This is a genomic window from Methylobacterium sp. Leaf465, from assembly GCF_001424705.1.
In the GTDB taxonomy this organism is placed as follows: Bacteria; Pseudomonadota; Alphaproteobacteria; order Rhizobiales; family Beijerinckiaceae; genus Methylobacterium.
Genome location: NZ_LMRA01000034.1, coordinates 60,431 through 85,012, shown reverse-complemented (window position 1 = coordinate 85,012; position 24,582 = coordinate 60,431). Strand labels below are relative to the sequence as shown.

Sequence of the window (24,582 nt, the reverse complement as noted above, 5' to 3'; positions counted from 1 at the left end):
GGCTCAGAACACCGAGAGCCGTGGGATCGCCGTGACGAAGCGCCCGCCCCAGTCCCGGATGGCGGCCATCTCGCCGGCGATCTCGTCCTTCAGGTTCCAGGGCAGGATCAGGACGTAGTCCGGCCGCTGTGCCAGCAGGGCCTCCGGGGAGACCACCGGGATGCGGCTGCCCGGCAGGAGGGTGCCCTGCTTGTGCGGCGAGCGGTCCGCCACGACCCGCACCAGCTCGGGGCCGATGCCGCAGTAATTGAGGAAGGTGTTGCCCTTGGCCGCCGCCCCGTAGGCGCAGACGGTTTTTCCCGTCAGCCGCAGGTCCGCCAGGAAGGCGAGGGTGGCGCACTTGATGCGCACCACGTCCTCCGCGAAGGCGGTGTAGCCGCTCGCGTCGAACAGGCCCCCGGCGCGCTCCTCCGCGCGCACCCGGTCCACGGCGGGACCCTGCGGGTGCGCGGCCGCCGCGTGGCAGGCGAAGACCCGGAGGGAGCCGCCATGGGTCGGCCATGCCTCCACGTCGAAGACCCGCAGGCCGTGCGCCTCCAGGATCCCCGAGACGACCCCGAGGGAGAGGTAGGAGAAGTGTTCGTGGTAGATGGTGTCGAACTGGCGCTCCGCGATCATCCGCAGGAGGTGCGGGAACTCGAAGGTGGCGACGCCCTCGGGCTTCAGGAGAATTCGGAAGCCGTCCACGAAGTCGTGGATGTCGGGCACGTGGGCCAGCACGTTGTTGGCCGCCATCAGGTCGGCGGCGTGGCCCTCCGCCCGCAGGCGCCGGGCGGTCTCCGCCCCGAAGAACGCCACCTCGGTGGGGATGCCGCGCTCGCGCGCCACCGCGGCCACGTTGGCGGCCGGTTCGATCCCGAGGGCCGGGATGCCGCGGGCCACGACGGCGCGCAGCAGGTAGCCGTCGTTGCTCGCCACCTCCACGACCCGGCTGTCCGGCCCGAGACCGAAGCGGGCCTGCATGGCCGCGACGTAGGCCTCCGCATGGGCGAGCCAGCCGGCGGAGAAGCCGGAGAAATAGGCGTAGTCCGAGAAGATCGCCTCCGGCGTCTCGAAGGCTTCGAGCTGCACCAGCCAGCAGGCCTCGCAGACGAAGGCGTGGAGGGGATGGACCATTTCCCCCCGGCCGGCGCGCTCGACCGGCACGTAGGCGTTGGCCAGGGGCGACAGGCCGAGATCGGCCACGCTCCGGTGCAGGGGCGTCCCGCAGGCGCGGCAGCTTCGGGTCGGGGTCGGGGTCGTAGTCGCTGTCGGAGTCGTCATGCGGCGAGCGCCTCGTAGGCGCCGATCTGCGCCAGGGTCAGGTCGCGGGCGCACGCCCCGCCGGCCTGCGCCCTGTGCCAGGCGGCGGTCCAGGCGAGCGCCGCGTCGAGGCGCAGGCGCCGGTCCCAGCCGAGATGGGTGCGGGCCTTGGCCGAATCGACCTTGAGGAAGATCGCCTCGTGCGGATGGATCGCCGCCGACAGGTGCCACAGGGCCTCGGAGCCCCAGGCCTGGGCGAGTTCGTCGACGAGATGGGCCACCGGCCGGCAATCCTCGTCGGCCGGGCCGAAGTTCCAAGCCTCGGCGTAGCGCGGCCCGTCCGCCCCCGACAGGCATTCGGCGAGGCGGAGATAGCCGCTCAGGGGCTCGAGCACGTGCTGCCAGGGCCGCGTCGCGTGGGGCGCGCGGATCTCCACCGACTCGCCCCGCGCGAAGGCGCGGACGATGTCGGGCACGAGGCGGTCTTCCGACCAGTCGCCGCCGCCGATGACGTTGCCCGCCCGGGCGGTGGCGACCCGGCAATCCCGTTCCCTGAGGAACGAGGCCCGGTAGGCCGCCGCCACCAGCTCGGTGCAGCCCTTCGAACTGCTGTAGGGGTCGTGGCCGCCCAGCGCCTCCGTCTCGCGGTAGCCCCAGGCCCATTCACGGTTCGCGTAGGCCTTGTCGCTCGTCACCACCACCACGGCCCGGACGGAGGGCGTCGCCCGCACCGCCTCCAGCACGTGGGCGGTGCCCATCACGTTGGTGGCGTAGGTGGCCAGCGGATCGCGGTAGGCGGCGCGCACCAGGGCCTGGGCGGCCATGTGAATGACGATCTCGGGGTCCGTGGCAGCCAGGCACGCCTGCACCGCCGCCGGGTCGCGGATATCGGCGAGGTGCGAGTCGAGGCCGCGGCCGATGCCGGCCGTGGCGAACAGGCTCGGGGTGGTCTCGGGGGCCAGCGCCAGCCCGCTCACCCGGGCGCCCAGGCGTTCCAGCCACAGACAGAGCCAGCCGCCCTTGAAGCCGGTATGGCCCGTAACGAGCACCCGTCGCCCGGCCCAGAAGGCGGGATCGGGATTCGGGTCGCGCGTGCGCGGCAGAGGGAAGGGCGAGGGCTGCACGCTCTGAAACGATCTCCGGTGGGGCGCCAGACTACCAGCACTTCCAGGGCGGCGCGTCCCCCGCCCACAGGGCTTCGAGGTGGTTCTTGTCGCGCAGGGTGTCCATGGCCTGCCAGAAGCCCGCATGGACGTAGGCCGCGAGCTGCCCGTCGGCGGCGAGGCCCTCCAGGGGCTCCGCCTCCCAGACGGTGGCGTCGCCCGCGATCCGGTCGAGCACCCGCGGCGAGAGCACGAAGAAGCCGCCGTTGATCGTCGCCCCGTCCCCGGCGGGCTTCTCCCGGAAGCGCCGCACCGTGCCGTCCTCCAGCTCCAGCGCCCCGAAGCGGCCCGGCGGCGTCACCGCCGTGAGGGTGGCGAGCTTGCCGTGGGCCCGGTGAAAGGCCGCCAGGGCCGTCAGGTCCACGTCGGCGACGCCGTCGCCGTAGGTCATGAAGAAGTCGTCGTCGCCCAGATAGTCCCGCACCCGCTTCAGGCGCCCGCCCGTCATCGTGGTCTCGCCGGTCTCGATCAGCGAGACGCGCCAGTCCTCGGCGGTGCTGCGGTGGAAATCCACGTGGCCGCGCCCGATGTCCACGGTCACGTCGGACAGGTGCAGCCGGTAGTTCAGGAAGAACTCCTTGATGACGTAGCCCTTGTAGCCGAGGCAGATCACGAATTCGCGCACCCCGTGGGCGGCGAAGATCTGCATGATGTGCCAGAGGATCGGCCGGCCGCCGATCTCCAGCATGGGCTTGGGGCGGATCACCGTCTCCTCCGAGAGGCGCGTGCCGAGACCGCCTGCGAGGATGACTGCCTTCATGGATTCCTGAGCGGTCTTCGGAAGGTCCTGGCGCGGGAACGGCCGCGCTGCGGGCGCGTGCGCCCCGTCGCGCAACGCTTAATCGAGGGGTCGCCCTTCGTCCAGGCGCGGGGGCGGACGGGCCGTTTAGCCGACTTTTCCCGCCCGCTCGGGCTCCCGGGCGGGGCGCTGTCATCGCAGCTTCATACGGCCCGGTCATGCCCCGGGACGGAGGGACGTTCCCGGTTGGCGGTGGATGTGCCCGGATTGACCGGCGCGGGCCCATCGTTCGCGGGGTATGAGAGCTGAAGGGCGCGAGCGATGCGGGCGGCTGACGAGCGCGGGAGGGTCGAACCCCACGGGGACCTGACCCGCGCGGTGATGGCGTCGCTCCCCGGGGCGAGCGGTGACAGGGATGGCGAGCGGAGCATGAGCAAGTCCGACAAGCGCCTGCGGCCCCCGGGCGCGAAGAGCGTGGGCTGGGCCCTGGTCCAGGCCGCGCGCCTGCACCGCTCCCGCGTGGGCGACCGGCTAACCAGCCTCGACCTCTTCGCCGGACAGGAGCAGGTCGTCCAGGCGCTCGCCGCGGCCGGAACCATGACGATGGGCGACCTCGCCGCGACCCTGCGGGTGCGTCCGCCGACCGCCTCCAAGACGATCTCGCGGCTGGCGGCCCTGGGATTCGTCGAGCGCCGCGCCGAGGCCGGCGACGGCCGCATCGTCCGCGTGCGCCTCACCGAGACGGGCCTCGCCAAGGCCGCCGCCATCGAGCGCCTGTGGGACGAGGTCGAGGCCGAGCTCCTCGACGGGTTCGATGGCAAGGAGAAGCGCCGCCTGCGCAAGCTCCTGCGCAAGGCCGCCCGCAACCTCGCGGAGGTCTCGGGCGTCACCGGCCACGAGGTCGAGGGCGATTCCGAGATGGACGAGGACGAGGCGGACAGCCTGGCCGTCCCGGGCGCGCTGTAGCGCCGGCCGCGCCCGGGCCGGTCTCCCTAGAGCGGGGCGGACTTCGGGGCCTTCGCCTTGCGCATCATCCCGGAGCCCGCATGCACGGCCCGCCGGCGCCGGAACAGGCGCTCGCCGGTCCGCTCCAGGACGAGGGCCAGGCGGGTGGCGGCCCGGTCGAACAGCCAGACCGCCGCGCAGATCACGATGGTGATCGCGCAGCCGAGGCCGATCATCAGGCCCAGGATTCCCGGAGCGGGGAGAACCATCAGGCAGACCAGCCCGAAAGTGGCAAGCAACGGTATGGTCCGCGTCATGGATGGCCCTCCGCCAAAGACGTTCGGCCGCGAGGATGGACGGACATCGATAAGAATTGGTGCAGCCGACGCGACTCGCCGGCGCGGCCGCAACCGACGGTCGCCATCCGGTTCCGAACCGGGCGGTGCCGCGTCGGCCAGCGATGCTTCAACGCCGTGGCGAACCCGATCCCCACGCAGGTGTGCGCTCCCCCGCGTCTGCTTTAAAGCTCCCCGGTCGCGCCGTTCATACCAGGCGAAACGCCGTCGCGGATCGGGATCACGTCGTTGAGGTCACCACCAGAGGGCGGCGCGCCCACGAACCGGCGCCTGGCCGGCATCGCACTGATGTGCGGCACGCTGGCGTTCTTCGCCTGCCTCGACGCCTCGGCCAAGACCCTGGCGGGCCTGGACGTCGATCCGCTGCTCTCGACCTTCATGCGCTACGCGGTGAACGTCGCGCTGGTGCTGGTGGTCCTCAATCCGGTCCGGACGCCCGGGGTGGCGCGGACGAACCGGCTCGCGCTCCAGGTCCTGCGCTCGCTGCTGCTGTTCGGGTCGACGGCCCTCAACTTCCTGGCCCTGCGCCAGCTCCAGCTCGCCGAGACCCTGTCGATCCAGTTCGCGACGCCCCTGATGGTGGCGCTGCTCGCGGGGCCGGTGCTGGGCGAATGGTCGTCGCCGCGCCGCCTGGTGGCGGTGGCGATCGGCTTCCTCGGCGTCCTCGTCATCGTGCGTCCGGGCGTCGGCGCCTTCCAGCCCGCCGTGCTCCTGAGCATCGGCAACATGCTGTGCTACGCGTTCTACGTGCTGACCACGCGCAAGCTCGCGAGCGTCGATTCGACGGCCACGACGGTGTTCTATTCGGGACTGGCCGGACTCGCGCTGATGAGCCCGCTCCTGCCCTGGATCTGGACCACGCCGACGGCGTGGAGCACCTGGGCGCTGCTGATCGGGGTCGGGCTGTTCGGCACCCTCGGGCATTGGCTGCTGGTCCTGGCCCATGCCCGGGCGCCGGCCAATGTGCTGGCCCCCTTCATCTACACCCAGCTGCTCTGGTCGTTGATGCTGGGCTACCTGATCTTCGGCGACGTGCCGAACCGATGGACGCTGATCGGCGCGTCCATCGTGATCGGGTCCGGGCTCTATCTCCTGGCCCAGGAGTCCAAGGCCTTGGAATCCCGGGGGCGGCGCCGGCCGGACGGCGCGTGCGCCCCGCGGGATCCCGCATCGCCTCAGCGGTGACGGCGGTGATGGGAGTGGCGGCGGGACTTCATGCGGGTGCGGTAGGCGCGACGGCCCGGATCGATGCCGAGCGCCCCGTTCACGGTTCCCACCGCGCCGCCGACGGCGCCGCCGACGATGCCGCCCACCGGACCGGCGACCCGGTCGCCCTCGGCCGCGCCACGGCGGATGCCGCCCGGCAGGCCCTGCGCTTCGGCCGCGCCCGACAGGGCGAAGGCGGACAGGACGAGGCTGGCGGCGAGCAGAGCTTTTCTCATGGTCGTGTCTCCCAATGACGCCGCGTCTCGGTCACCCCTCGGATCTGGTCCCCGGCCGAAGCCGGACGGCGCCCGAACGCGTGAGGGACAACGGCCGAGCTTGAAAGAAGGTCCCCACGAAAGTTGGTCCGGCATGCCGGCGTCGGAAAGCTCGCTGGTCTCGCGCCTGCACCGCTGCTAGAAGCCGCCGAATGTGCGTTGATGGTGATCCACGCGGGCGGCGCGGCGTGCCGAGCGCCCCCCGGCCTCGAATTATGAGCCCGGCCTGCGCCTGAGGGCCGCCGCGGCGGTCCGATGCGAAGGCCGGGAGGGCGACGCCTCGCCTCCAGTCCGCCGGCCCCGGGGGCAGTCCTGCCCACCGACCGCCTCAACGCCGATCCGCGCCGAAGACCTCACAGACAGCCCATGAGCGACCAGACCTCTCCCGCTGCGGCCCCCGCCCGCGACTACTCGAAGACCCTGTTCCTGCCCCAGACCGACTTCCCGATGCGGGCCGGCCTGCCGGTGCGCGAGCCCCTGCTGCTGGAGCGCTGGGCCGCCACCGACCTCTACGGGCAGATCCGCGCGCAGGCCGCCGGCCGGCCGAAATTCGTGCTGCATGACGGCCCCCCCTACGCCAACGGCAACATCCACATCGGCACGGCGCTGAACAAGATCCTGAAGGACGTCATCGTCCGCGCGCAGGGCACCCTCGGCTACGACGCCAACTACGTGCCGGGTTGGGACTGCCACGGCCTGCCCATCGAGTGGAAGATCGAGGAGCAGTACCGCGCCAAGGGCCGCAACAAGGACGACGTGCCGGTCATCGAGTTCCGCCAGGAATGCCGGACCTTCGCCGCCCATTGGCTCGACGTGCAGCGCGGGGAGTTCAAGCGCCTCGGCGTCACCGGCGACTGGGACCACCCCTACGTCACCATGTCGTTCCCGGCCGAGGCCGCGATCGCCCGCGAGCTCATGACCTTCGCCATGACGGGCCAGCTCTATCGCGGCTCGAAGCCGGTGATGTGGTCGGTGGTGGAGAAGACCGCCCTGGCCGAGGCCGAGGTCGAGTACGAGGACCACGTCAGCGACACAATCTTCGCCGCGTTCCGGCCCATCGCGGGCGCGGGCCCGGATCTCGCCGAGGCCCGGGTGGTGATCTGGACCACGACGCCCTGGACCATGCCGGGCAACCGCGCCGTCGCCTATTCGCGCAGGGTCGCCTACGGTCTCTACCAGGTCACGGCGGCGGCCGACGACAACTGGGCGAAGGTCGGCGATCGCTACGTCCTCGCCGATGCCCTGGCCGCCTCGGTCTTCGCCAGCGCCCGGGTCGAGGCCTTCGAGCGCCTGCGCGACGTCGCCCCGGACGAACTCGCCGCCCTGACCCTGAGCCATCCGCTGGCCGGCCACGTGCCTGGCTACGACTTCGCCGTACCGCTCCTTGAGGGCGAGCACGTCACCGACGAGGCGGGCACCGGCTTCGTCCACACGGCGCCGGGCCATGGCCGCGAGGATTTCGAGGTCTGGATGGCCAACGGCCGGGCGCTCGCCCAGCGCGGCATCGAGACCCGCATCCCCTACACGGTGGACGCCGACGGGGCGCTCACCGAGGAGGCCCCCGGTTTCACGGGAAAACTCGTTCTTAACCACAAGGGCGAGAAGGGCGACGCCAACAAGGCGGTCATCGCCGCCCTGATGGAGGCCGGCACCCTGGTGGCGCGCGGCACGCTCAAGCACAGCTACCCGCATTCCTGGCGCTCGAAGAAACCGGTCATCTTCCGCAATACGCCGCAATGGTTCATCGCGATGGACAAGCCGGTCGGGTCCTTGGACGGCCGCACCCTGCGCGATGTCGCCCTGCGGTCCATCGAAGAGACCCAGTGGGTACCGCCACAGGGCAAGAACCGGATCAACGGCATGGTCGGCAACCGGCCCGACTGGGTGGTGTCGCGCCAGCGCGCGTGGGGCGTCCCGATCACGGTTTTCGTCAAGCGCGGCACCCACGAGGTGCTTCGCGACGCGGCGGTGAATGCCCGCATCGCGGCGGCCTTCCAGGCGGAGGGCGCGGATGCCTGGTTCACCGATGCGGACGGCGCCCGCTTCCTCGCCCCCGACCACGATCCGGCGGACTACGAAAAGGTCACGGACGTGCTCGACGTCTGGTTCGATTCCGGCTCGACCCACGCCTTCGTGCTCGACGATCCCGAGCAGTTCCCGGGCCTGTCCGGCGTCAAGCGCAAGCGCGACGGCGGCGCCGACACGGTGATGTACCTGGAAGGATCGGACCAGCATCGCGGCTGGTTCCAGTCGTCCCTGCTCGAATCCGCCGGCACCCGCGGTCGCGCCCCCTACGACATCGTCCTGACCCACGGGTTCGTCCTCGACCCGAAGGGCCTGAAGATGTCGAAGTCGAAGGGCAACGTCGTCGCCCCGCAGAACGTCATCAAGGATTCCGGCGCCGACATCCTGCGCCTGTGGGTGGCGGCCTCCGATTACGCGGACGACCTGCGCATCGGCCCGGAGATCATCAAGACCTTCGCGGAGACCTACCGCAAGCTGCGCAACTCGGTCCGCTGGATGCTCGGGTCGCTGGCGCATTTCGAGCCCGGCACCGAGATCGCCCACGCCGAGCTGCCCGAGCTCGAGCGCCTGGTCCGTCACCGGCTGTCCGAGCTCGACGGCGAGATCCGCGAGGCCTACGCCGCCTTCGACACCAAGCGGGTGGTGGCGCTCCTCAACGGCTTCATGACCGGCGACCTCTCGGCCTTCTACTTCGACGTGCGCAAGGACGTGCTCTACTGCGACCCGGCCTCCTCGCCCGTGCGCCGCGCCGCCCTCCAGGTCATCGACGAGACCTTCCGCCGGGTCACGATCTGGCTCGCGCCGGTGCTGGCTTTCACGGCGGAGGAAGCCTGGCTCGACCGCTACCCGTCCGAGGCCGGCTCCGTCCACCTGCAGACGCTGCCGGAGACGCCGGTCGCCTGGCGGGACGAGGCCCTCGCGGCCCGTTGGCAGGCGATCCGCCGGGTGCGCCGGGTCGTCACCGGCGCCCTGGAGATCGAGCGGACGGCCAAGCGCATCGGGGCGAGCCTGGAGGCGGCCCCCACCGTCCATATCGCGGATGCGGAGCTGCGGACGGTGGTGGAGGGCGTCGACTTCGCCGATGTCTGCATCACCTCCGCCCTCCGCATCGCGGCGGGCGAGGGCCCGGCCGAGGCGTTCCGCCTCGACGACGTGCGGGGCGTCGCCGTGGTGCCGGCCCTGGCCGAGGGCCGCAAATGCGCCCGCTCCTGGCGGGTCGCGCCCGAGGTCGGCAGCGACCCGGACTATCCCGACGTGACGCCCCGCGACGCCCGCGCCCTGCGCGAGTGGGACGCGGCGCATGCCGGCACGAACGCCGCGTGACGCGGATGCCGCCCCTCGCCGTCCCCCATCCCGGGGGGAGGCCCCGCCTTCCCGCGTGACGTCCTCCCCGATGACCCCCTCTCCCCCATGACCCCCTTCCGCCTGGGCCTCGTCGCGCTGCTCGTCACCCTGGTCGTCGACCAGGCCTCGAAGCTCTGGCTCTATCTCGGCACCGACCTGGTGCTGACGCAGCCCTGGCGGATCGCGCCCTTCGCCGAGTTCCTCGTGGTGTGGAACCGGGGCGTCTCCTACGGGATGTTCCAGCAGGAGGGCGGCCTCGGCCGCTGGGTGCTGGTGGGCGTGTCCTGCCTCGCGGCGCTGGGCCTGTCGCTCTGGATGCGGCGGGCGGAATCGCGCCTGCTGGCGGTGGCCCTCGGGCTCGTCGCGGGCGGCGCCCTCGGCAACGCCATCGACCGCGCGGCCTACGGCGCGGTGTTCGACTTCGTGCACCTGCACTGGCGCAGCTGGTCCTGGTACGTCTTCAACATCGCCGATGCGGCCATCGTCGCCGGCGTCGTCGGCCTCATCCTCGACAGCCTGCGGCCGGCCCCCCGGAGCACCGGGTCCGAGCTCTGAGGCTCCGCCGTCATTTCCGCCCGACCTGTGATCCGTAAACCACAGCCGGGATCGTTGTGCCGGCGAGGCTGGTGCACTGCGGTCAAGGCGCCATACGATCGCCTGAAACCGGGATCAGGCCGAGAAGGTCGGATCAGGATCGTGGCACAAGGCGATCATCCGGGCTCGGGGAACCGGGACCCACAACCGGGCGGAGAGCGGGGATAGCATGATCGGACATCGGGCTTTGCTGGTGGTGGCGGGCATTCTGACCGCCGGGAGCGCGCAGGCGCAGCAGGGCGTGTTCATGCGCGACACGCTCAGCAGCATCGGCCTGATCGAGCCCGAGAAGCCCGCGATCACCTACCGCGAGCGGGCCCCCCTGGTGATGCCGCCCAAGCTCGACGGCAAGTCCCTGCCGCCGCCGCGCCAGCCGGAAGCCTCGGCCCAGTGGCCGAAGGATCCCGAGGTCGTCCAGCGCGAGCGCGAGCGCGAGGAGGCCCGGAAGCCGATCGTCCGCGGCGCCCAGGGCCGGATGAACGACAACAACATGACGCTCTCCATCGACGAGATGCGCGGCGGACGCCGTGCGGGCGCCCAGGCGCGCACCGAGCCGGGCCGGCCCGAGGGCGAGAACGACGATCGCAACTCCTTCTGGTCGAACCCCTTCGGCCTGCGCTCCGCCGAGGTCGCGGAGCCTTCGCAGGTCGAGCCGGACCGCGACGTCCTCACCGATCCGCCCACCGGCTACCGCAAGCCGCCCCGCAAGGTCGCCAAGACCAACGGCGACCCCGTGAACAACCCGTATCGCGAGCGTGAGGAGTCCGATCCGGGCGCCTACGTGCGCGCGCGTTCCGCGAACTGAACCCCGGGTCCGGCCCGGTGCCGCAGGCGCGGCGGGTCACCGCACGAGGACCCGTTTCCTGCCCCTCCGACGCACCCCCGTGGCGCGGAGCCGGCGCAACGCCAACATGACGGATGGCCCTCGCAAGCGGCCGACCGCGGAAGGAAGAGCTTCGATGCACCTGTTCAGGAAGGACATGCCCCTCTTCGGACCCTCGCGCGGCCATGCCAGCGCGGGCCGGGCCGAAGCCGCGCCCTTCGGGCGCTCCGAGGCGGGCGGCCCCGAGGTCAGTGCCTTCGCCCTCGACAACGGCCTCGACGTCGTGGTCGTGCCCGATCACCGCGCCCCGGTCGTCACCCACATGGTGTGGTACCGCAACGGCTCGGCCGATGATCCGCTCGGCCAGTCGGGCATCGCCCACTTCCTCGAGCACCTGATGTTCAAGGGTACGGAGCGGCACCCGATCGGCGCCTTCTCGAAGGCCGTCTCGGGCCTCGGCGGCCAGGAGAACGCATTCACCTCCTACGACTACACCGCCTATTTCCAGCGCGTCGCCCGCGATCACCTCCGGACCATGATGGAGTTCGAGGCCGACCGCATGACCGGCCTCGTCCTCGACGACGCCGTGGTGGCGCCCGAGCGCGACGTGGTGCTGGAGGAGCGCCGCATGCGGGTCGAGACCGACCCCTCGGCACAGCTCTCCGAGGCGATGGCCGCCTCCCTGTTCGTGCATCACCCCTACGGCACGCCGATCATCGGCTGGATGCATGAGATCGAGGAGCTGAACCGCACCCACGCCCTCGACTACTACAAGCGCTTCTACACGCCGGAGAACGCCATCCTGGTGGTGGCGGGCGACGTGACCCCGGACGACGTCCGCCGCATGGCCGACGACACCTACGGCCGCGTCACCCCGCAGGGCGCCCGGCCCGTGCGCATCCGCGCCAAGGAGCCGGAGCCCCGGGCGCTCCGCCGCCTCGCCGTGGCCGACCCCAAGGTCGAGCAGCCGACCCTGCAGCGGCTCTACCTCGCTCCCTCCTGCATCACCGCGCGGGACGGCGAGTGCCACGCCCTCGAACTGCTGGCCGAAGTCATGGGCGGCGGCTCCACCTCCTACCTCTACCGCAAGCTGGTGATGGAGCTCGGTGTCGCCGTGAATGCCGGCGCCTGGTACATGGGCTCGGCCATCGACGACACCCGCTTCTCCGTCTACGCGATCCCCGCCGAGGGCGTCAGTCTGGAGAAGCTGGAGGAGGAGGTCGACCGCGTCCTGCGCCGCGTCCCCTCCGAGGCCCTGGAGCCCGAGGCGATCGAGCGGGCCAAGACCCGGCTCGTGGCCGAGACGGTCTATTCCTCCGACAGCCAGTCTTCCCTCGCCCGCATCTACGGCTCGGCGCTGGCCATCGGTGAGAGCATCGAGGAGGTCCGTCGCTGGCCCTCCGACATCGAGGGGGTGACGAAGGCGCGGCTCGTGGCCGTGGCCGAGCGCTACCTGACGCCCTCCCGCTCCGTCACCGGCTACCTGACCAAGGCCCGCGAGGCCGACGCGGCCTGACGGCCGATCCCGGCCCCCGGCCGGGCCACACCATTCGGGAGGCCGCGGCGCCCGCCGCCGCGCCCCGCGCACAGCATGAGGTTCCCATGAACGTGGCCACCACCGACCTGCTCGACTCCGCCACCCGCTCCGCGACCTCGCCGACCCAGGCGGTTCCTGTCGCGGCGGCCCCCGGAATCGAGGCGTGGCACGTCGAATCCCCGGTGGTGCCGCTGATCGCCCTCGCCTTCACCTTCGAGGGCGGCGCGGCGCAGGACCCCGAGGGCAAGGCCGGCGTGGCCCAGATGCTCGCCCGCCTCCTCGACGAGGGGGCCGGCGACCTCTCCTCCGACGCGTTCCAGGAGCGCCTCGCGGCCCGGGCCATCGAGCTCTCCTTCCATGCCGGCTCCGATGCGCTGGGCGGCTCCCTCAAGATGCTGGTCAAGCACGCCGACGAGGCGATCGACCTCCTGGCCCTGGCCCTGGCCAAGCCCCGCCTCGATCCCGACGCCATCGAGCGGGTCCGGGCCCAGACCCTGGCCGGCCTGCGCTATCAGCAGAACGATCCGGGCGTGATGGCCTCGCGCCGCTTCTTCGCCGAGGCCTATGCCGGGCATCCCTATGCCCGTCCGTCCTCCGGCACGCCCGAGAGCATCGCGGCGATCACCCGCGACGATCTCGTGACGATGCATCGCCAGATCATCGGCCGCGGGGCCGTCAAGGTCGCCGCGGTGGGCGCCATCGACGCCGCGCGCCTGGCGGAGAGCCTTGACCGGGCGTTCGGCCGGCTCGAGATGGCTGCCCCTCTCAAGGCGGTGCCCCAGACCCGCATGCAGAACATCGGCGCGCGCCACGTAGTCGATCTCGACGTGCCGCAATCCGTGATCCGCTTCGGCATGAACGGCGTGCCGTGGTGCGATCCCGACTTCATCCCGGCCTATGTCCTGAATCACATCCTGGGCGGCGGCTCCTTCACCTCCCGCCTGTTCCAGGAGGTGCGCGAGAAGCGCGGCCTCGCCTATTCGGTGGGCACGTCCCTCGTCAGCCACCGCGCCGCCTCGATGACCTGGGGCTACACCGCCACCAAGAACGAGCGCGTCGGTGAGGCCCTGTCGGTGATCGGCGAGGAGATCGGCCGCCTCATCACGGACGGCCCCTCGGACGAGGAGCTGCAGAAGGCCAAGGACTACCTGACCGGCTCCTACGCGCTGGGCTTCGACACCTCGACCAAGATCGCGCACCAGCTCGTGCAGATTGCCTTCGAGGGCCTGGGCATGGACTACATCGCCCGTCGCAACGATCTCGTGGCCAACGTGACCCAGGCCGACATCCGCCGCGCCGGGGCCCGTACCTTCGCGGACGGGAAGATGCTGGTGGTCGCCGCCGGCCGTCCCACGGACTTCTGACGGATCACGAACGTTCGGGGCGTCCGGGTTTCCGGGGCCCGTGGACGAACCGCCGCGCCCGGCTGCGGTCGCTAGGGACTGTACGCGGGCACGGCGGTTGCTAGTTTCCGCCAAGGCGGCGACGATGCTGCACCGCTGGTTTTCAAGCTCGGGACAGTCCGGATGACATCACGCCTCGCCTCCCTGCCGGCCCGCCTCGCCCTTGTGACGGCGATGGGCCTCGCCGCGACGCCGGCCCTGGCCCATCCCGGCCACGAGCCCGCCGCCGGCTTGACGCAGGGCTTCCTCCATCCCCTCAGCGGCCTCGACCACGTCCTCGCCATGGTGGCGGTGGGTCTGATCGCGGCCCGCATCGGCGGACGCGCCCGCGTCCTCGTCCCCCTGTCCTTCCTCGGCATGATGGCCGTCGGCGGCGCCCTCGGGGTCGCCAGCATCGGGCTGCCCTTCGTCGAGATCGGGATCGCCCTCTCGGTGGTGGTGCTCGGCGCCGCCCTGGCCCTGCGCCCGGCCCTGCCGCTCGCTGCCGCCATGGCCCTCGTGGGCGCCTTCGCGGTGTTCCATGGCCATGCCCACGGCGCCGAGATGCCGGAGACCGGCTCGGGCCTCGCCTACGGTCTCGGCTTCCTCGGGGCGACCGCCCTCTTGCACGCGGTGGGCCTCGGTCTCGGCCTCTCGGCCGGACGGCTCGTGCAGAGTCTCACCGCCCTGCGGGTGACCGGTGCGGCCCTCGCGGTTGCGGGCCTCGGCCTTCTCGCCAGCGCCGTCTGAGCGCCCCCTCCGACGTCGTCGAACGGCCCCCTCCCGGGGGCCGTTTCGTTTTCGGGTCGGTCGCCCCATCCGACAGGTCAGCCCGCCGCTCAGGGATCCGCCGATGCAACTCACCGGAATCCACCATCTCACCGCCATCACCGCGCAGGCGGCCGACAATCTCGCCTTCTACACACGGGTCCTCGGCCTCCGATTGGTGAAGAAGACGGTGAACCAGGACGACGTCTCGGCCTATCACCTGTTCTACGCCGACGGCCGCGCCTCGCCCGGCACCGACATCACGTTCTTCGACTGGCCTGCGCCGCCGGAGCGACGCGGCACCGACAGCATCAGCCGCACCGGCCTGCGCGTCTCCGGCGCAGACGCGATCGGGTGGTGGCGCGAGCATCTCGCCCGGCAGGGCGTGAACCACGCCGTGCCGGTGGAGCGCGACGGGCGCCTGACCCTCGATTTCGAGGATGGCGAGGGCCAGCGCCTGATGCTGGTGGATGACGGCGGCGTCGGCGAGGCCCATCCCTGGGCGCGGAGTCCCGTGCCAGGCGAGCACCAGATTCGCGGCCTCGGGCCGATCCGGCTCAGCGTGGCGCAGATCGAGCGGACCGAGGCCGTGCTCACCGAGATCCTCGGCCTGAATCACGACCGGAACTATGAGCTTCCCGAGGGCGAGGTCCGCGTCTATCGCATGGGCGCGGGTGGCCCCGCTGCCGAACTCCATCTCGTGGCCGAGCCGAACCTCCCCTCTGCGCGTCAGGGCGCCGGAGCCGTCCACCACGTCGCCTTCCGCATCCCGGACACCGACTACGCTGCCTGGGCCGACCGGCTCAAACAGCGCCGTATGCCCTCCAGCGGCCCGGTCGACCGCTACTATTTCCGCAGCCTGTACTTCCGCGAACCCAACGGAATCCTGTTCGAGATCGCCACCGACGGGCCGGGCTTCGCCACCGACGAGCCCATGGAGACCCTGGGCGAGCGCCTCGCCCTGCCGCCCTTCCTCGAACCCCGCCGCGTCGAGATCGAGGCCGGCCTGAAGCCGCTCTGACGCGCCGCGGCAGAATTAAGAACGATTCCAAGCCACTGTGCCGACGTGCGACTGCGTAAGCGCGCCGCCTTGACGGGCCTACCGCAGGTGCGAGAAGACGCCACGCAAAGCTTCGAGATTCGAGCGAAATTCGAGACGGACCGTCGATGAGCAAGTTCAACGAGGAGCGTGTGCTGAGCGTCCACCACTGGACCGACACGCTGTTCTCCTTCCGCACCACCCGCGATCCCGCTTTCCGCTTTCGCAACGGCGAGTTCGTGATGATGGGCCTCGAGGTCGAGGGCCGGCCGCTCCTGCGCGCCTACAGCGTCGTCTCGGCCAATTACGAGGAGGAGCTGGAATTCTTCTCGATCAAGGTCCCGAACGGCCCGCTCACCTCGAAGCTGCAGCACCTCAAGGTCGGCGACCCGATCATCGTCGGCAAGAAGCCCACCGGCACCCTGGTGCTCGACAATTTGATGCCGGGCAAGAACCTCTACCTCCTCGGCACCGGCACGGGCCTGGCGCCCTTCATGTCGATCATCAAGGACCCGGAGACCTACGAGCGTTTCGAGAAGGTCGTCCTCGTCCATGGCTGCCGGCAGGTGCAGGAGCTCGCCTACGGCGAGACCATCACCCAGGACCTGCCGAACCACGAGTTCCTCGGCGAGGTGATCAGCGCCGGGCTGATCTACTACCCGACCGTGACCCGCGAGCCTTTCCGCAACCGTGGCCGCATCACCGACCTGATGACCTCGGGCAAGCTGTTCGAGGATATCGGCCTTCCGCCGATGTCGGTGGAGAATGACCGCTTCATGCTCTGCGGCTCGCCCGACATGATCCGTGACACTCGCCAGCTGCTGACCGATGGCGGCTACGAGGAGGGCAACCACGGCGAGGCCGGGCACTACGTCATCGAGAAGGCCTTCGTCGAGAAGTGAGCGGCACGCGCGCCGTCTTCATCGCCGGCGCCGGGACAGAGATCGGCAAGACCTACGTCACCGCCGCCCTGACGCGGCGGCTGCGCGCCCTGGGCCGCGACGTGCGGACCCTCAAGCCCCTGGCGAGCGGGGTCCCGCCCCTCGATGCCGCGGACTTCGCGCAGAGCGACACCGGGCGGCTTCTCGCGGCGCAGGGCCTGGCCGTGACGCCGGAGACGGTCGCCGCCTGCTCGCCCTGGCGCTTCGTCGCCCCCCTGAGCCCCGATCTCGCCGCCGCCCGCGAGGGCCGGACCCTGGCCCTCGACGACCTCGTCGGCTGGTGCCGGGCCGCGATCGCCGCGACACCGCCCGGCGGCACCCTGCTGATCGAGGGGGTCGGCGGCGTCATGAGCCCGGTGACAGGGGAGGCGACCGGCCTCGACTGGCTCACGGCGCTCCGCCTGCCGGCGCTCCTCGTCTCCGGCTCCTATCTCGGCGCGATCAGCCATGCCCTTACGGCGGCCGAGACCCTGCACGCGCACGGCGTCCCCCTGATCGGGATCGTCGTCTGCGCCAGCCCGGACGCGCCGACTCCGCCCGAGGTCGTGGCGGCGGCGATCGCCCGGCACCAGGCCGTCCCGGTGATCGTCATCGCCCGCGACGGGGACTGCCCGGTCGACCTCGCCGATCTGGTGCGCCCGGTCTCCGCCGCCTGAACGCCCGTCCCCCGCACCGGGGGCGCCTCACAGCACCCGAAGCGCGAGCGCGCCGGCCGGGCAGAGCCGCAGCACGTGCGGGCGCTCCAGCAGCACGTCCCAGATCCGCGCCTCCGCGTAGCGCAGCAGCACCGCGCCCCCGGGGCCCGGCCCGTGGAAGCACTGATCCAGGGCGAGGACCAGGGTGGGGCGGGGCGGATGGGGGCGCAGGGTGGTGTCGACCGCGAGGGTGAGCGCGTCGGCGGCCGAGCCCGGGAAGGCGTCGAAGCTCTGGACCAGGCCGTCGATCTCGCTTCCGTCGAGGGTCAGCACGAGGCAGAGCCGGGGCAGGAAGCTGGGGCAGGCCGAGACCGGCACGTCACGCCGCAGGGTCAGGGCGAAGCGGGGCGAGGCTTGGGCCGGATAGGTCCAGCGATGGGTCTCGCGGACCCCCTGGAAGGGCACCCATTCCTCCGGCTGCGAGGCGGACGGGGCTGTGACGCGGCCCTCCGCCCGCCCGTCCTGGCGGTAATGCACCAGGGGGTTGACCCCGGCCAGCCCGACATCGGGGTAGCGGGCCACGTACATCAGGGTGCTGAAGGCGGGATTCGGGTCGAGGCCGGCCTTCGCCCCCGCCCGCAGGTAGTGCCGCACCGGGTCGAGGCGCGTCGGGCCGCTCTGGCGCTTGTAGAAAGCGGTGTCGAAATCGGCGCTCGGATCGCGGTCCTGAGCGGCGCCGCGCCAGACGTAGTGCAGGAACGGGTCGATGCCGGAGCGGGCCACGTCCGGGTTGGTCGCCCGGTAATAGGCCGCATCGAACAGGCGGGGCACGCGGCCGAGGATCACCCGGCGGATCAGGGGCGTGGCGAGGCGGACGGCGTGGAACGTCGGGCTGCGTGTCATGGGAAGGTCGGCGCCTCGCACACCTGGCGCAGGATGGCGCGGTAGGCCGCGGGGTCCTCGTCGCGGCCGACCTGGGCGAGGCCGGCGCACTGCACCTGCGTCCACGCCGCCGCGTCCGCGTGGAGATGCGCCAGCGTCTCGGCGAAGCCCCGGGGATCGTGCCAGTCGTGGACCCGGTATCCGGTGCCGTCGGGCCAGCCCATCTGCCCGGCCAGGACGGGGGTGACGACGCTCGGCAGGCCGCGCGCCACGGTCTCCAGCACCTTGTGCGGAAGGCCGGCGGCGAAGCGCGTCGGCGCGAGGGCGACGCGGGCGGCATCCAGGGCGGGGCCGATCTCGTCGAGGCGGCCGAGCACGGTGACGCCGGGCCGGGTCAGCCGCTCGGCGATGGAGGGCGCGACCGCACCGATGATGGTGACGTGGGCGTCCGGCAGGAGCGCCCGCAGGAAGTCCCAGGCCTGCCCGAAGAACCAGTCGAGCGAATCGATGTTCGGCTCCCCCTCGCGGGCGAGGGACCCGATGAAGACGAAACCCCGGCGGGCGGCGAATCCGGGCGGGTTCGGATGGGGCGCCTGGACGTGGCCGAGGACCACCGGATCGGCGACCCCGGCCCGGCGCAGCAGGCGCGCGTCGGCCGGGGAGACGCAGACCACCCGGTCGGCCGCCGCGATCGTCCGGAGCTCCAGGGCGGTCGCCCGGGCAAGGGACGGCCCCGGCGACGGCCGGCCTTTGAGGGCGTCGACGACGAACTCGCGCAGGGCGTAGAGGGATTCGGAATCGAACACCACGCGGGCGCGGCCCACATCCCGCGGGCTCAGGCCCAGATCCGCCAGGACCTCGCACACCATGCGGATGTGCGGCGGCCGGCTGACCCAGAGCACGTCGTAGGCTCCGGCCCGCTCGGTGACGAGGCAGCGGAAGCCCTCCCGTCCGCAGGGCTCGATGACTTCGATCCGGTCCGAGAGATCCCGATAGGTCGTCGCCGGCTCCTCGCGCTCGCCGTAGACCGAGCACACCGTCACGGCGTAGCCGAGATCCGCCATCGCGTTGACGATGGTGTTGGCCCGCGGCAGCCCGGCCCCGAGATCCTGATGGGGGGCGCGGTCGTCGACGTAGAGGACGCGCAGGGCGAAGGGCGCGTCGTCGCGGGGCCCGAAGCCCGTGCGCCGCGGCCCCTGCCCGAAGAGCCAGGCACCGTGCCGCTCGCGGAAGCGGACCCGGTTGCGGTCGAGGAGCGCCTCGACGTCGGCGCGCCGGACGCTGGTGCCGCTCTCCACGTGGATCGCGATCGCACGCGGCTGGTAGACGACCCGCCGCCCCGCCTGCTGGCAGCGGGCGCAGAGGTCGGTGTCCTCGAAATAGGCCGGCGCGAACAGGTCGTCGAAGCCGCCGAGCTCGGTGAACAGCCGGGCCTCGATCATCAGCAGGGCCCCGGAGACGTAGCCCGCGTCGCGGACGTAGGAGGCCTCCGGCGCGAAGGGATCGAGGCCGCCGCGGCCGGCCGGATGGGTGAGCTGCGGGTCGTCCTGGAAGCCGGCCCCGGCCTCCTGCAGGATGCCCCCGGGGAAGACCAGCCGCCCGCCGACGATGCCGACGTCGTCGGCCTCCGCGAAGGTGCGGACCAGGGCCGCCAGGGCGCCGGGCATCAGGTCGATGTCGGGATTCAGGAACAGCACGTAGCGGCCGCGGGCCTCGGCGGCCCCCTGGTTGCAGGCGGGGCCGAAGCCGGCGTTCTCCGGATTGAGCAGGATCCGGGCGCCGTCGACCCGGTCGAAGAGCGTCCGGGTCTCGGCATCGGAGGCGTTGTCGACCAGGATCACCTCGAAGGCGGGGCCGGCGAAGGCCTGGTGCCCGGCGAGCTTCGCCAGGGTCCAGGCCAGCAGGTGCCGGGCCCCGCGCGAGACGATCACGACCGAGATCACGGGCGCGGCTTCCGGCCGGAACGCGATGCGGATGTCGTTGAGAAACAACGCATTCCAGATCAGGGCGGCCTCGACCAGGGCCGCCTTTCGGCCCGCCGGAGCGTCGAGGATGTCGGGGGCCGCCATCATGGAAGGGGCTCCGGGCTCGGGATGGGGTCGGGCAGGACCGTGATGCGACCGATGAGGTCGTCGTGCAGGAACAGGATCGTGGAGGCCTTCGGGCCTGCTCCGAGCCCCGCGAAGGTCACGGCCGCCGGCGCGCCCGGGAGGTCCGCGCGGGCGCTGGTATACGCGCTGATATACGCGCTGGAATACATCGGAATCCGGCTGGTATTCAGAGGGGTGACACGTCCGAGCGTGATCTCGCGCGTCGGCGTGCCGATCCGGAAGGCGGCGTGGGGATGCGTGCCGAATGCGAGGTGACGCGGCAGCGTCAGGGCCAGGGTCGTCGCGTCTCCGGCGGTGCCGACGCGGACCGCCTGGGCTTCCCAGTCCGCCGCGACGTCCGCCAGCTGCGCCGCGAGGTCCGCCCGGAGGGGAGGGGGCAGGCGCCGGTCGCGGACCCATTCCGGCGAGAGGGCGAGCCGGAGCCCGGCCAAACCGGCGTCCGGTGATCCGGCCTCGTCCTGTCTGCGCTCGGTCTTGCCCTCCTCCGCCCTGGCGAACCAGCGCCGGCGGGCGGGGGTGTAGGGATCGGCGCCGGGCGGGGCGACGCGCTCGGTGGCGACCAGGAGGCCGCGTTCGGGATCGTCGCGCAGGTCGGACCGCAGGGAGGTCTCGCGGGTGAGGCGTCCGCGCTCGAGGAACGTGACCACCCGATCGGGATCGTTTGCGGTGGCGGGGGCGACAGACGCGGCAGCCTCAGATGGTTTCTCATCGGAAACAGAGAGCATTGCCAGCAAAGCAGTTTCGGCCTGCTCGGCGCGGGCGTTATAGCCGGCAAAGAGATCCGCGCAGGCGCGGGTGAGGGCGGCGAGGCCGGCCGCGTCGTCGGCCAGCGCGAGCACCTCGGCCTTCACCGCTTCGGCGGTGGGCAGGCGGTGGGCCGGCGCCACGGGGTCGAAGCCCTCGAAGCCGAGGGCGGTGCCGATGACGGGCTTGCCGAAGGACAGGGCCTCGGCGACCTTCATCTTCAGGCCGCTGCCCATGAGGATCGGCGCCACCACGAGGTCGACGCCGTCGTAGAAGTCCTCCAGCTCCGGCAGGTAACCGGCGAGCCGCACACCGGGCCCTGCGGTCGGGCCGAGGCTGTTGCTGATCTCGCCCGCGATGACGAGTTCGGGACGGGCCGGGGTCCAGTCCTCGCTCCAGGCCGCGGCGAAGCGCCGGATCGAGACCAGGTTCGGATCGTTGCCGTGGCCGAGGAAGCCGATCCGCTTGACCCGGGCCGGGGCCGCGAAGGGCCGGCGGGCGGGAAAGCGCGGCGGCAGCAGGTGAACCCGGCGATCGGTGATCGTTCGGAAATAGGCCGCTTCCTCGGACTGGATCGCCAGCACGATGTCGGCCCGGGCGAGGCCCGCCGCCTCGCCCGCCCGGTCGGTGTAGAAGAAGTTCGGCTCGGCCCGGAACGGACGGTATTGCCGCTGCCGGTCGGCGAAGCGGTCGTGGGTGTCGATGAGCTTGAGCACGCCCGGCGGCGCCGCCTCCAGCGCCCGCGACAGGAACACGTAGTTCATCAGGATCGCACGGGTCTCAGGGTAGGCCCGTCCGTACCAGGCGACGAAGGCGCCGACCGCCTCGGGGCACCAGTCGTCGATGGCGAAGCACCGCGACCGGGTGGTGAGCGGGATGGTCGCCGGCGGCTCGATCCGGAAGATGTGCCGGAACAGGCCCGCCGCCGCGGCCTCGTCGGTGGGCGGGTGCTGCCCGAAGCGGCGATAGATCTGGTCCTCGTGGGCGTAATAGGCGAGGTCGACCGCGTAGCCGCCGCGCTGCAGGGCGGCGCAGGTGGTGAGCAGCCGGCGCCGGTTGCCGGCGCTGGTCGGAAACGCCGGCATCGGCGCCACCACGAGGATCGCGGGGCCGCTCATCGTCCGGCCTCGCGGCGGAGGCGGGCGGGCGTGACGGTGCCGGGGCCGAGGAGGAACGCGGTCTCGACGGTCGCCCCGCGGGGGTTGCCCCAGGCCGGCGCCAGGGTGAGGTCGATCGCGGGGGCCGGGCCGAAGCGGAGCTCGGCCGTCGCCACCCGGGCGCAGCTCCAGGTGCTGCCGGCCCGCAGCAGCAGGTAGTTCGGCACCGTGGAGCCCGAGAGCGTGGCCCGGCGCGCATCGTCGCCCGCGAGGGCGAGGCGGGGCGCCGTCTCGGGCATCGGACCCTCCGCGACGGCGGGGGCCAGCAGCGGAAACAGCGTCGCCAGGGCATCGAGGGTGTCCGGCATCACGGCCGCCAGCACCGCCTCCCCGAGGGCGGCGCGCTCGGGCCGGGCCAGCTCCGCCACGGGCCGGGGTTTCGGACAGGCGATCGCCGCATCGCGAAAATGCGTCTCCAGGGTCAGGGTGCCGCCCTCCGTCAGGGCCGCCTGCCCGTCATGCAGGACGAGGAGCCCGGCGGGATCGGGCTCGGGGCCGCCGAAGCCGGTGAAGGCCCAGGTGAGGAGGCCGAGACCGGCCGGCGCCAGGACCGCGAGGGGGATCGGCAGGTCGGTGGCGACCGGGTAGCGGCAGACGAGCACGCCCTGGCCCGCCGCGAACAGGCGAGCCGCGCTGGGACTGGGAGGGGCAGGGGTGGCGGTCATGCGGCCTGGGGATTCGAGCGGAGCGTGCGTCCGCGGATTTCGAACGGTCGACGGTCACCCGATCCTCCCCGCCCGGCCGGGGCTCGCCGGCCGGCCAGGGGCGTGGGCTGCGCGGGTCCCCACGCCGGTCGGGAGAGGGACAGGGGGAGGTGGGTGCGCAGTCCGGAAAGGGCACACACCTCACCCCAACCCGCTCCTTCCCGGCGAGGGAGCCGCCTCGCGTCTCGCCCCGGTCGTCGATGGCTCGGCGTCACGCGCGTCCCCACGAGGATCGACCCAAGCTCCGGGGTGCGAGGCCGCGCGCCACGGGCGACGACGGGGCCGCTCAGCCGGCCCGCTGCCCGCCGAAGGCCGCCAGGATGCGGGCCCAGGAGCGGGTGCCCTTGTGGAAGCTGGTCAGGTCGTACTTCTCGTTGGGCGAGTGGATGCGGTCGTCGTCGAGGCCGAAGCCGATCAGCAGCGTGTTGCGGTCGAGGAGGCGCTTGAAGTCGCCCACGATCGGGATCGAGCCGCCGGCGCCGATGGTCACGGCGGGCACGCCCCATTCCTCGGCCAGGGCCGCGCGGGCGGTCTCGAGTTCGGGCATGTCGAAGGGCAGGCTGATGGCGCGGCTGCCCTTGTAGCAGATCACCTCCACCGAGCAGTCGGCCGGGATGCGTTCGCGCACGAAGGCCTCGAAGGTGCGGGCGAGCTGCTCCGGGTCCTGGTCGTCGACGAGGCGGAACGAGACCTTGGCGCTGGCCTGGCCGGCGATCACCGTCTTGGTGCCCTCGCCGGTATAGCCGCCGATGATGCCGTTGACGTCGCAGGCCGGGCGGGACTGGACCAGCTCGATCAGCATGCGGCCGCGCTCGCCGGCCGGCTCCGACAGGCCGATGGGCCCGAGGAACGTGTCCGCCGTGAAGTCGAGGCCGCGCCACTGGTCGAGCACCGCCTGCGGCGTCTCGCGCACGCCCTCGTAGAAGCCCGGCAGCGCCACCTTTCCGTCGGCGTCGTGCAGGTCGGCGATGATCCTGGACAGGACGTGGATCGGGTTGCGCGCGGCGCCGCCGAAGAAGCCCGAATGCAGGTCGCGGTCGGCGCAGGTCACCTTGACCTCGAAATAGGCCAGCCCGCGCAGGGAGGTGGTGATGGCCGGGGTGGTCGGATTCCACATGCTGGTGTCGCAGACGAGCACGATGTCGGCGCCGAGCTTGTCGCGGTTGGCCGCGACCCATTCGGGCAACCCTTGAGAGCCGTTCTCCTCGGCGCCCTCGACCAGGATGGTGACGCCGCAGGGGAGCTCGCCCGCCATCGCCAGATGGGCCCGGCAGGCCTCCACGAAGGTCATCACCTGGCCCTTGTCGTCCGAGGCGCCGCGCCCGACGATCGTCCGCTTCCCGGCGGCGTCGGTGGCGAGGCGCGGCTCGAAGGGGGGCGTCTCCCAGAGGGTCAGGGGGTCCACCGGCTGCACGTCGTAATGCCCGTAGAACAGCACGTGCGGGAAGCCGGGCTTCGGCTTATGGGCCAGCACCACCGGGTGCAGGGCGGTCTCGTGGATGCCGGTCTCGAAGCCCAGGGCCGTCAGGGTGCCGGCGAGCCAGGTCGCGGCCTCGCGGCACTGGGGGGCGAAGGCCGGATCGGTGGAGATCGAGGGGATGCGCAGGAAGGCGAAGAGCCGCTCCAGGGCGCTGTCGAGGTCGCGGTCGATGTCGTTGAGAACGGGGGCGAGCGCGATCATCGGGCGTCCTTGAGCGAAGGCGGGCGGCGGCTCCCGGGTTAGCCCATGGCGGCTGGGCCAAGCAACCTCGACCAAGCAACCTCGACCCAGCAACCTCGACCGAGCGACGGCGCCGGCCATCGGACGGCAGACGTCTCCGGCTGAAACCGACCGGCGCAGTGGTGCTCTCGTCAAACGTGAACCCGGCGCAAGGATCCCCGGCGGGAACACCAGCTTTTTGGAACTGTTATCGAGTGGACCGGGACGGGGCGGATGTTTTTTCCCCGCCGCCGCCCCTGCGAGTTTCCTC

General features: G+C 71.9%; 21 protein-coding genes. 11 read left to right on the top strand and 10 right to left on the bottom strand.

The window, feature by feature from the left end; genetic code table 11:
* Positions 1-3 precede the first annotated feature (3 nt).
* The 3 genes from ASG51_RS15505 to rfbF are packed head-to-tail and all read right to left on the bottom strand — an operon-like array spanning position 4 to position 3,165.
* Positions 4-1,263, bottom strand: a complete 1,260-nt coding sequence (locus ASG51_RS15505) for a class I SAM-dependent methyltransferase (protein WP_056381766.1) — start codon at positions 1,261-1,263, stop codon at positions 4-6.
* Positions 1,260-2,366 carry a CDP-glucose 4,6-dehydratase gene (gene rfbG, locus ASG51_RS15500; RefSeq protein ID WP_244480166.1) on the bottom strand — a complete coding sequence of 369 codons (1,107 nt, stop codon included), beginning with the start codon at positions 2,364-2,366 and terminating at the stop codon, positions 1,260-1,262. Before rfbG ends, ASG51_RS15505 begins: the two co-directional genes overlap by 4 nt.
* Before the next feature lie 31 nt (positions 2,367-2,397).
* Positions 2,398-3,165, bottom strand: a complete 768-nt coding sequence (gene rfbF, locus ASG51_RS15495) for a glucose-1-phosphate cytidylyltransferase (RefSeq protein WP_056218330.1) — start codon at positions 3,163-3,165, stop codon at positions 2,398-2,400.
* A gap of 408 nt (positions 3,166-3,573) precedes the next feature.
* Between rfbF and ASG51_RS15490 the strand changes: the two genes are divergently transcribed.
* Complete coding sequence (locus ASG51_RS15490) at positions 3,574-4,110, top strand: MarR family winged helix-turn-helix transcriptional regulator (RefSeq protein ID WP_244476477.1); 537 nt, start codon at positions 3,574-3,576, stop codon at positions 4,108-4,110.
* Between the two features lie 26 nt (positions 4,111-4,136).
* Here the strand turns inward: ASG51_RS15490 and ASG51_RS15485 are convergent, their stop codons facing one another.
* Positions 4,137-4,406, bottom strand: coding sequence for a hypothetical protein (locus ASG51_RS15485; RefSeq protein WP_056276488.1), 270 nt, complete (start codon positions 4,404-4,406; stop codon positions 4,137-4,139).
* Between the two features lie 327 nt (positions 4,407-4,733).
* Between ASG51_RS15485 and ASG51_RS15480 the strand changes: the two genes are divergently transcribed.
* Positions 4,734-5,630, top strand: a complete 897-nt coding sequence (locus tag ASG51_RS15480) for a DMT family transporter (protein ID WP_082514034.1) — start codon at positions 4,734-4,736, stop codon at positions 5,628-5,630.
* On the opposite strand, the gene ASG51_RS15475 is transcribed toward ASG51_RS15480, so the two are convergent.
* Positions 5,621-5,887: a hypothetical protein gene (locus tag ASG51_RS15475; RefSeq protein ID WP_056218320.1), complete on the bottom strand. Its 267-nt coding sequence runs from the start codon at positions 5,885-5,887 to the stop codon at positions 5,621-5,623. The two genes, ASG51_RS15480 and ASG51_RS15475, sit on opposite strands and share 10 nt — an antisense overlap.
* A gap of 405 nt (positions 5,888-6,292) precedes the next feature.
* On the opposite strand from ASG51_RS15475, the gene ileS reads away from it, so the two are divergent.
* The 9 genes from ileS to bioD all read left to right on the top strand — a co-directional run bounded on the left by ileS (position 6,293) and on the right by bioD (position 17,035).
* Positions 6,293-9,274: an isoleucine--tRNA ligase gene (gene ileS / locus ASG51_RS15470; RefSeq protein WP_056381762.1), complete on the top strand. Its 2,982-nt coding sequence runs from the start codon at positions 6,293-6,295 to the stop codon at positions 9,272-9,274.
* An 87-nt stretch (positions 9,275-9,361) separates the two neighbouring features.
* The gene (gene lspA, locus ASG51_RS15465) at positions 9,362-9,850 is read left to right on the top strand and encodes a signal peptidase II (protein WP_056218313.1); all 489 of its coding nucleotides are present in this window, start codon (positions 9,362-9,364) and stop codon (positions 9,848-9,850) included.
* Positions 9,851-10,058: 208 nt separating this feature from the next.
* Positions 10,059-10,694 carry a hypothetical protein gene (locus ASG51_RS15460; protein ID WP_056218309.1) on the top strand — a complete coding sequence of 212 codons (636 nt, stop codon included), beginning with the start codon at positions 10,059-10,061 and terminating at the stop codon, positions 10,692-10,694.
* Positions 10,695-10,848: 154 nt separating this feature from the next.
* The gene (locus ASG51_RS15455; protein ID WP_056218306.1) at positions 10,849-12,228 is read left to right on the top strand and encodes a pitrilysin family protein; all 1,380 of its coding nucleotides are present in this window, start codon (positions 10,849-10,851) and stop codon (positions 12,226-12,228) included.
* Positions 12,229-12,314: 86 nt separating this feature from the next.
* Positions 12,315-13,613, top strand: a complete 1,299-nt coding sequence (locus tag ASG51_RS15450; protein ID WP_056276504.1) for a pitrilysin family protein — start codon at positions 12,315-12,317, stop codon at positions 13,611-13,613.
* 162 nt (positions 13,614-13,775) lie between these two features.
* Positions 13,776-14,381: a HupE/UreJ family protein gene (locus ASG51_RS15445; protein ID WP_056381760.1), complete on the top strand. Its 606-nt coding sequence runs from the start codon at positions 13,776-13,778 to the stop codon at positions 14,379-14,381.
* A 103-nt stretch (positions 14,382-14,484) separates the two neighbouring features.
* Complete coding sequence (locus ASG51_RS15440) at positions 14,485-15,420, top strand: ring-cleaving dioxygenase (protein ID WP_056381758.1); 936 nt, start codon at positions 14,485-14,487, stop codon at positions 15,418-15,420.
* A gap of 146 nt (positions 15,421-15,566) precedes the next feature.
* Positions 15,567-16,340, top strand: a complete 774-nt coding sequence (locus ASG51_RS15435; protein ID WP_056176712.1) for a ferredoxin--NADP reductase — start codon at positions 15,567-15,569, stop codon at positions 16,338-16,340.
* Positions 16,337-17,035: a dethiobiotin synthase gene (bioD, locus tag ASG51_RS15430; RefSeq protein ID WP_056218295.1), complete on the top strand. Its 699-nt coding sequence runs from the start codon at positions 16,337-16,339 to the stop codon at positions 17,033-17,035. Before ASG51_RS15435 ends, bioD begins: the two co-directional genes overlap by 4 nt.
* A 27-nt stretch (positions 17,036-17,062) precedes the next feature.
* Here the strand turns inward: bioD and ASG51_RS15425 are convergent, their stop codons facing one another.
* The 5 genes from ASG51_RS15425 to ASG51_RS15405 all read right to left on the bottom strand — a co-directional run bounded on the left by ASG51_RS15425 (position 17,063) and on the right by ASG51_RS15405 (position 24,293).
* Positions 17,063-17,917 carry a hypothetical protein gene (locus tag ASG51_RS15425; RefSeq protein WP_056381757.1) on the bottom strand — a complete coding sequence of 285 codons (855 nt, stop codon included), beginning with the start codon at positions 17,915-17,917 and terminating at the stop codon, positions 17,063-17,065.
* Complete coding sequence (locus ASG51_RS15420; protein ID WP_056381755.1) at positions 17,914-19,968, bottom strand: glycosyltransferase; 2,055 nt, start codon at positions 19,966-19,968, stop codon at positions 17,914-17,916. The genes ASG51_RS15425 and ASG51_RS15420 overlap by 4 nt, the downstream gene beginning before the upstream one ends.
* Entirely contained in the window at positions 19,965-21,869 is a 1,905-nt protein-coding gene (locus tag ASG51_RS15415) for a glycosyltransferase (RefSeq protein ID WP_056381753.1), read from the bottom strand. The genes ASG51_RS15420 and ASG51_RS15415 overlap by 4 nt, the downstream gene beginning before the upstream one ends.
* Positions 21,866-22,573: a hypothetical protein gene (locus ASG51_RS15410; protein WP_056381750.1), complete on the bottom strand. Its 708-nt coding sequence runs from the start codon at positions 22,571-22,573 to the stop codon at positions 21,866-21,868. Before ASG51_RS15410 ends, ASG51_RS15415 begins: the two co-directional genes overlap by 4 nt.
* Before the next feature lie 325 nt (positions 22,574-22,898).
* Complete coding sequence (locus tag ASG51_RS15405) at positions 22,899-24,293, bottom strand: M20/M25/M40 family metallo-hydrolase (protein ID WP_056276526.1); 1,395 nt, start codon at positions 24,291-24,293, stop codon at positions 22,899-22,901.
* Between the last annotated feature and the right edge of the window lie 289 nt (positions 24,294-24,582).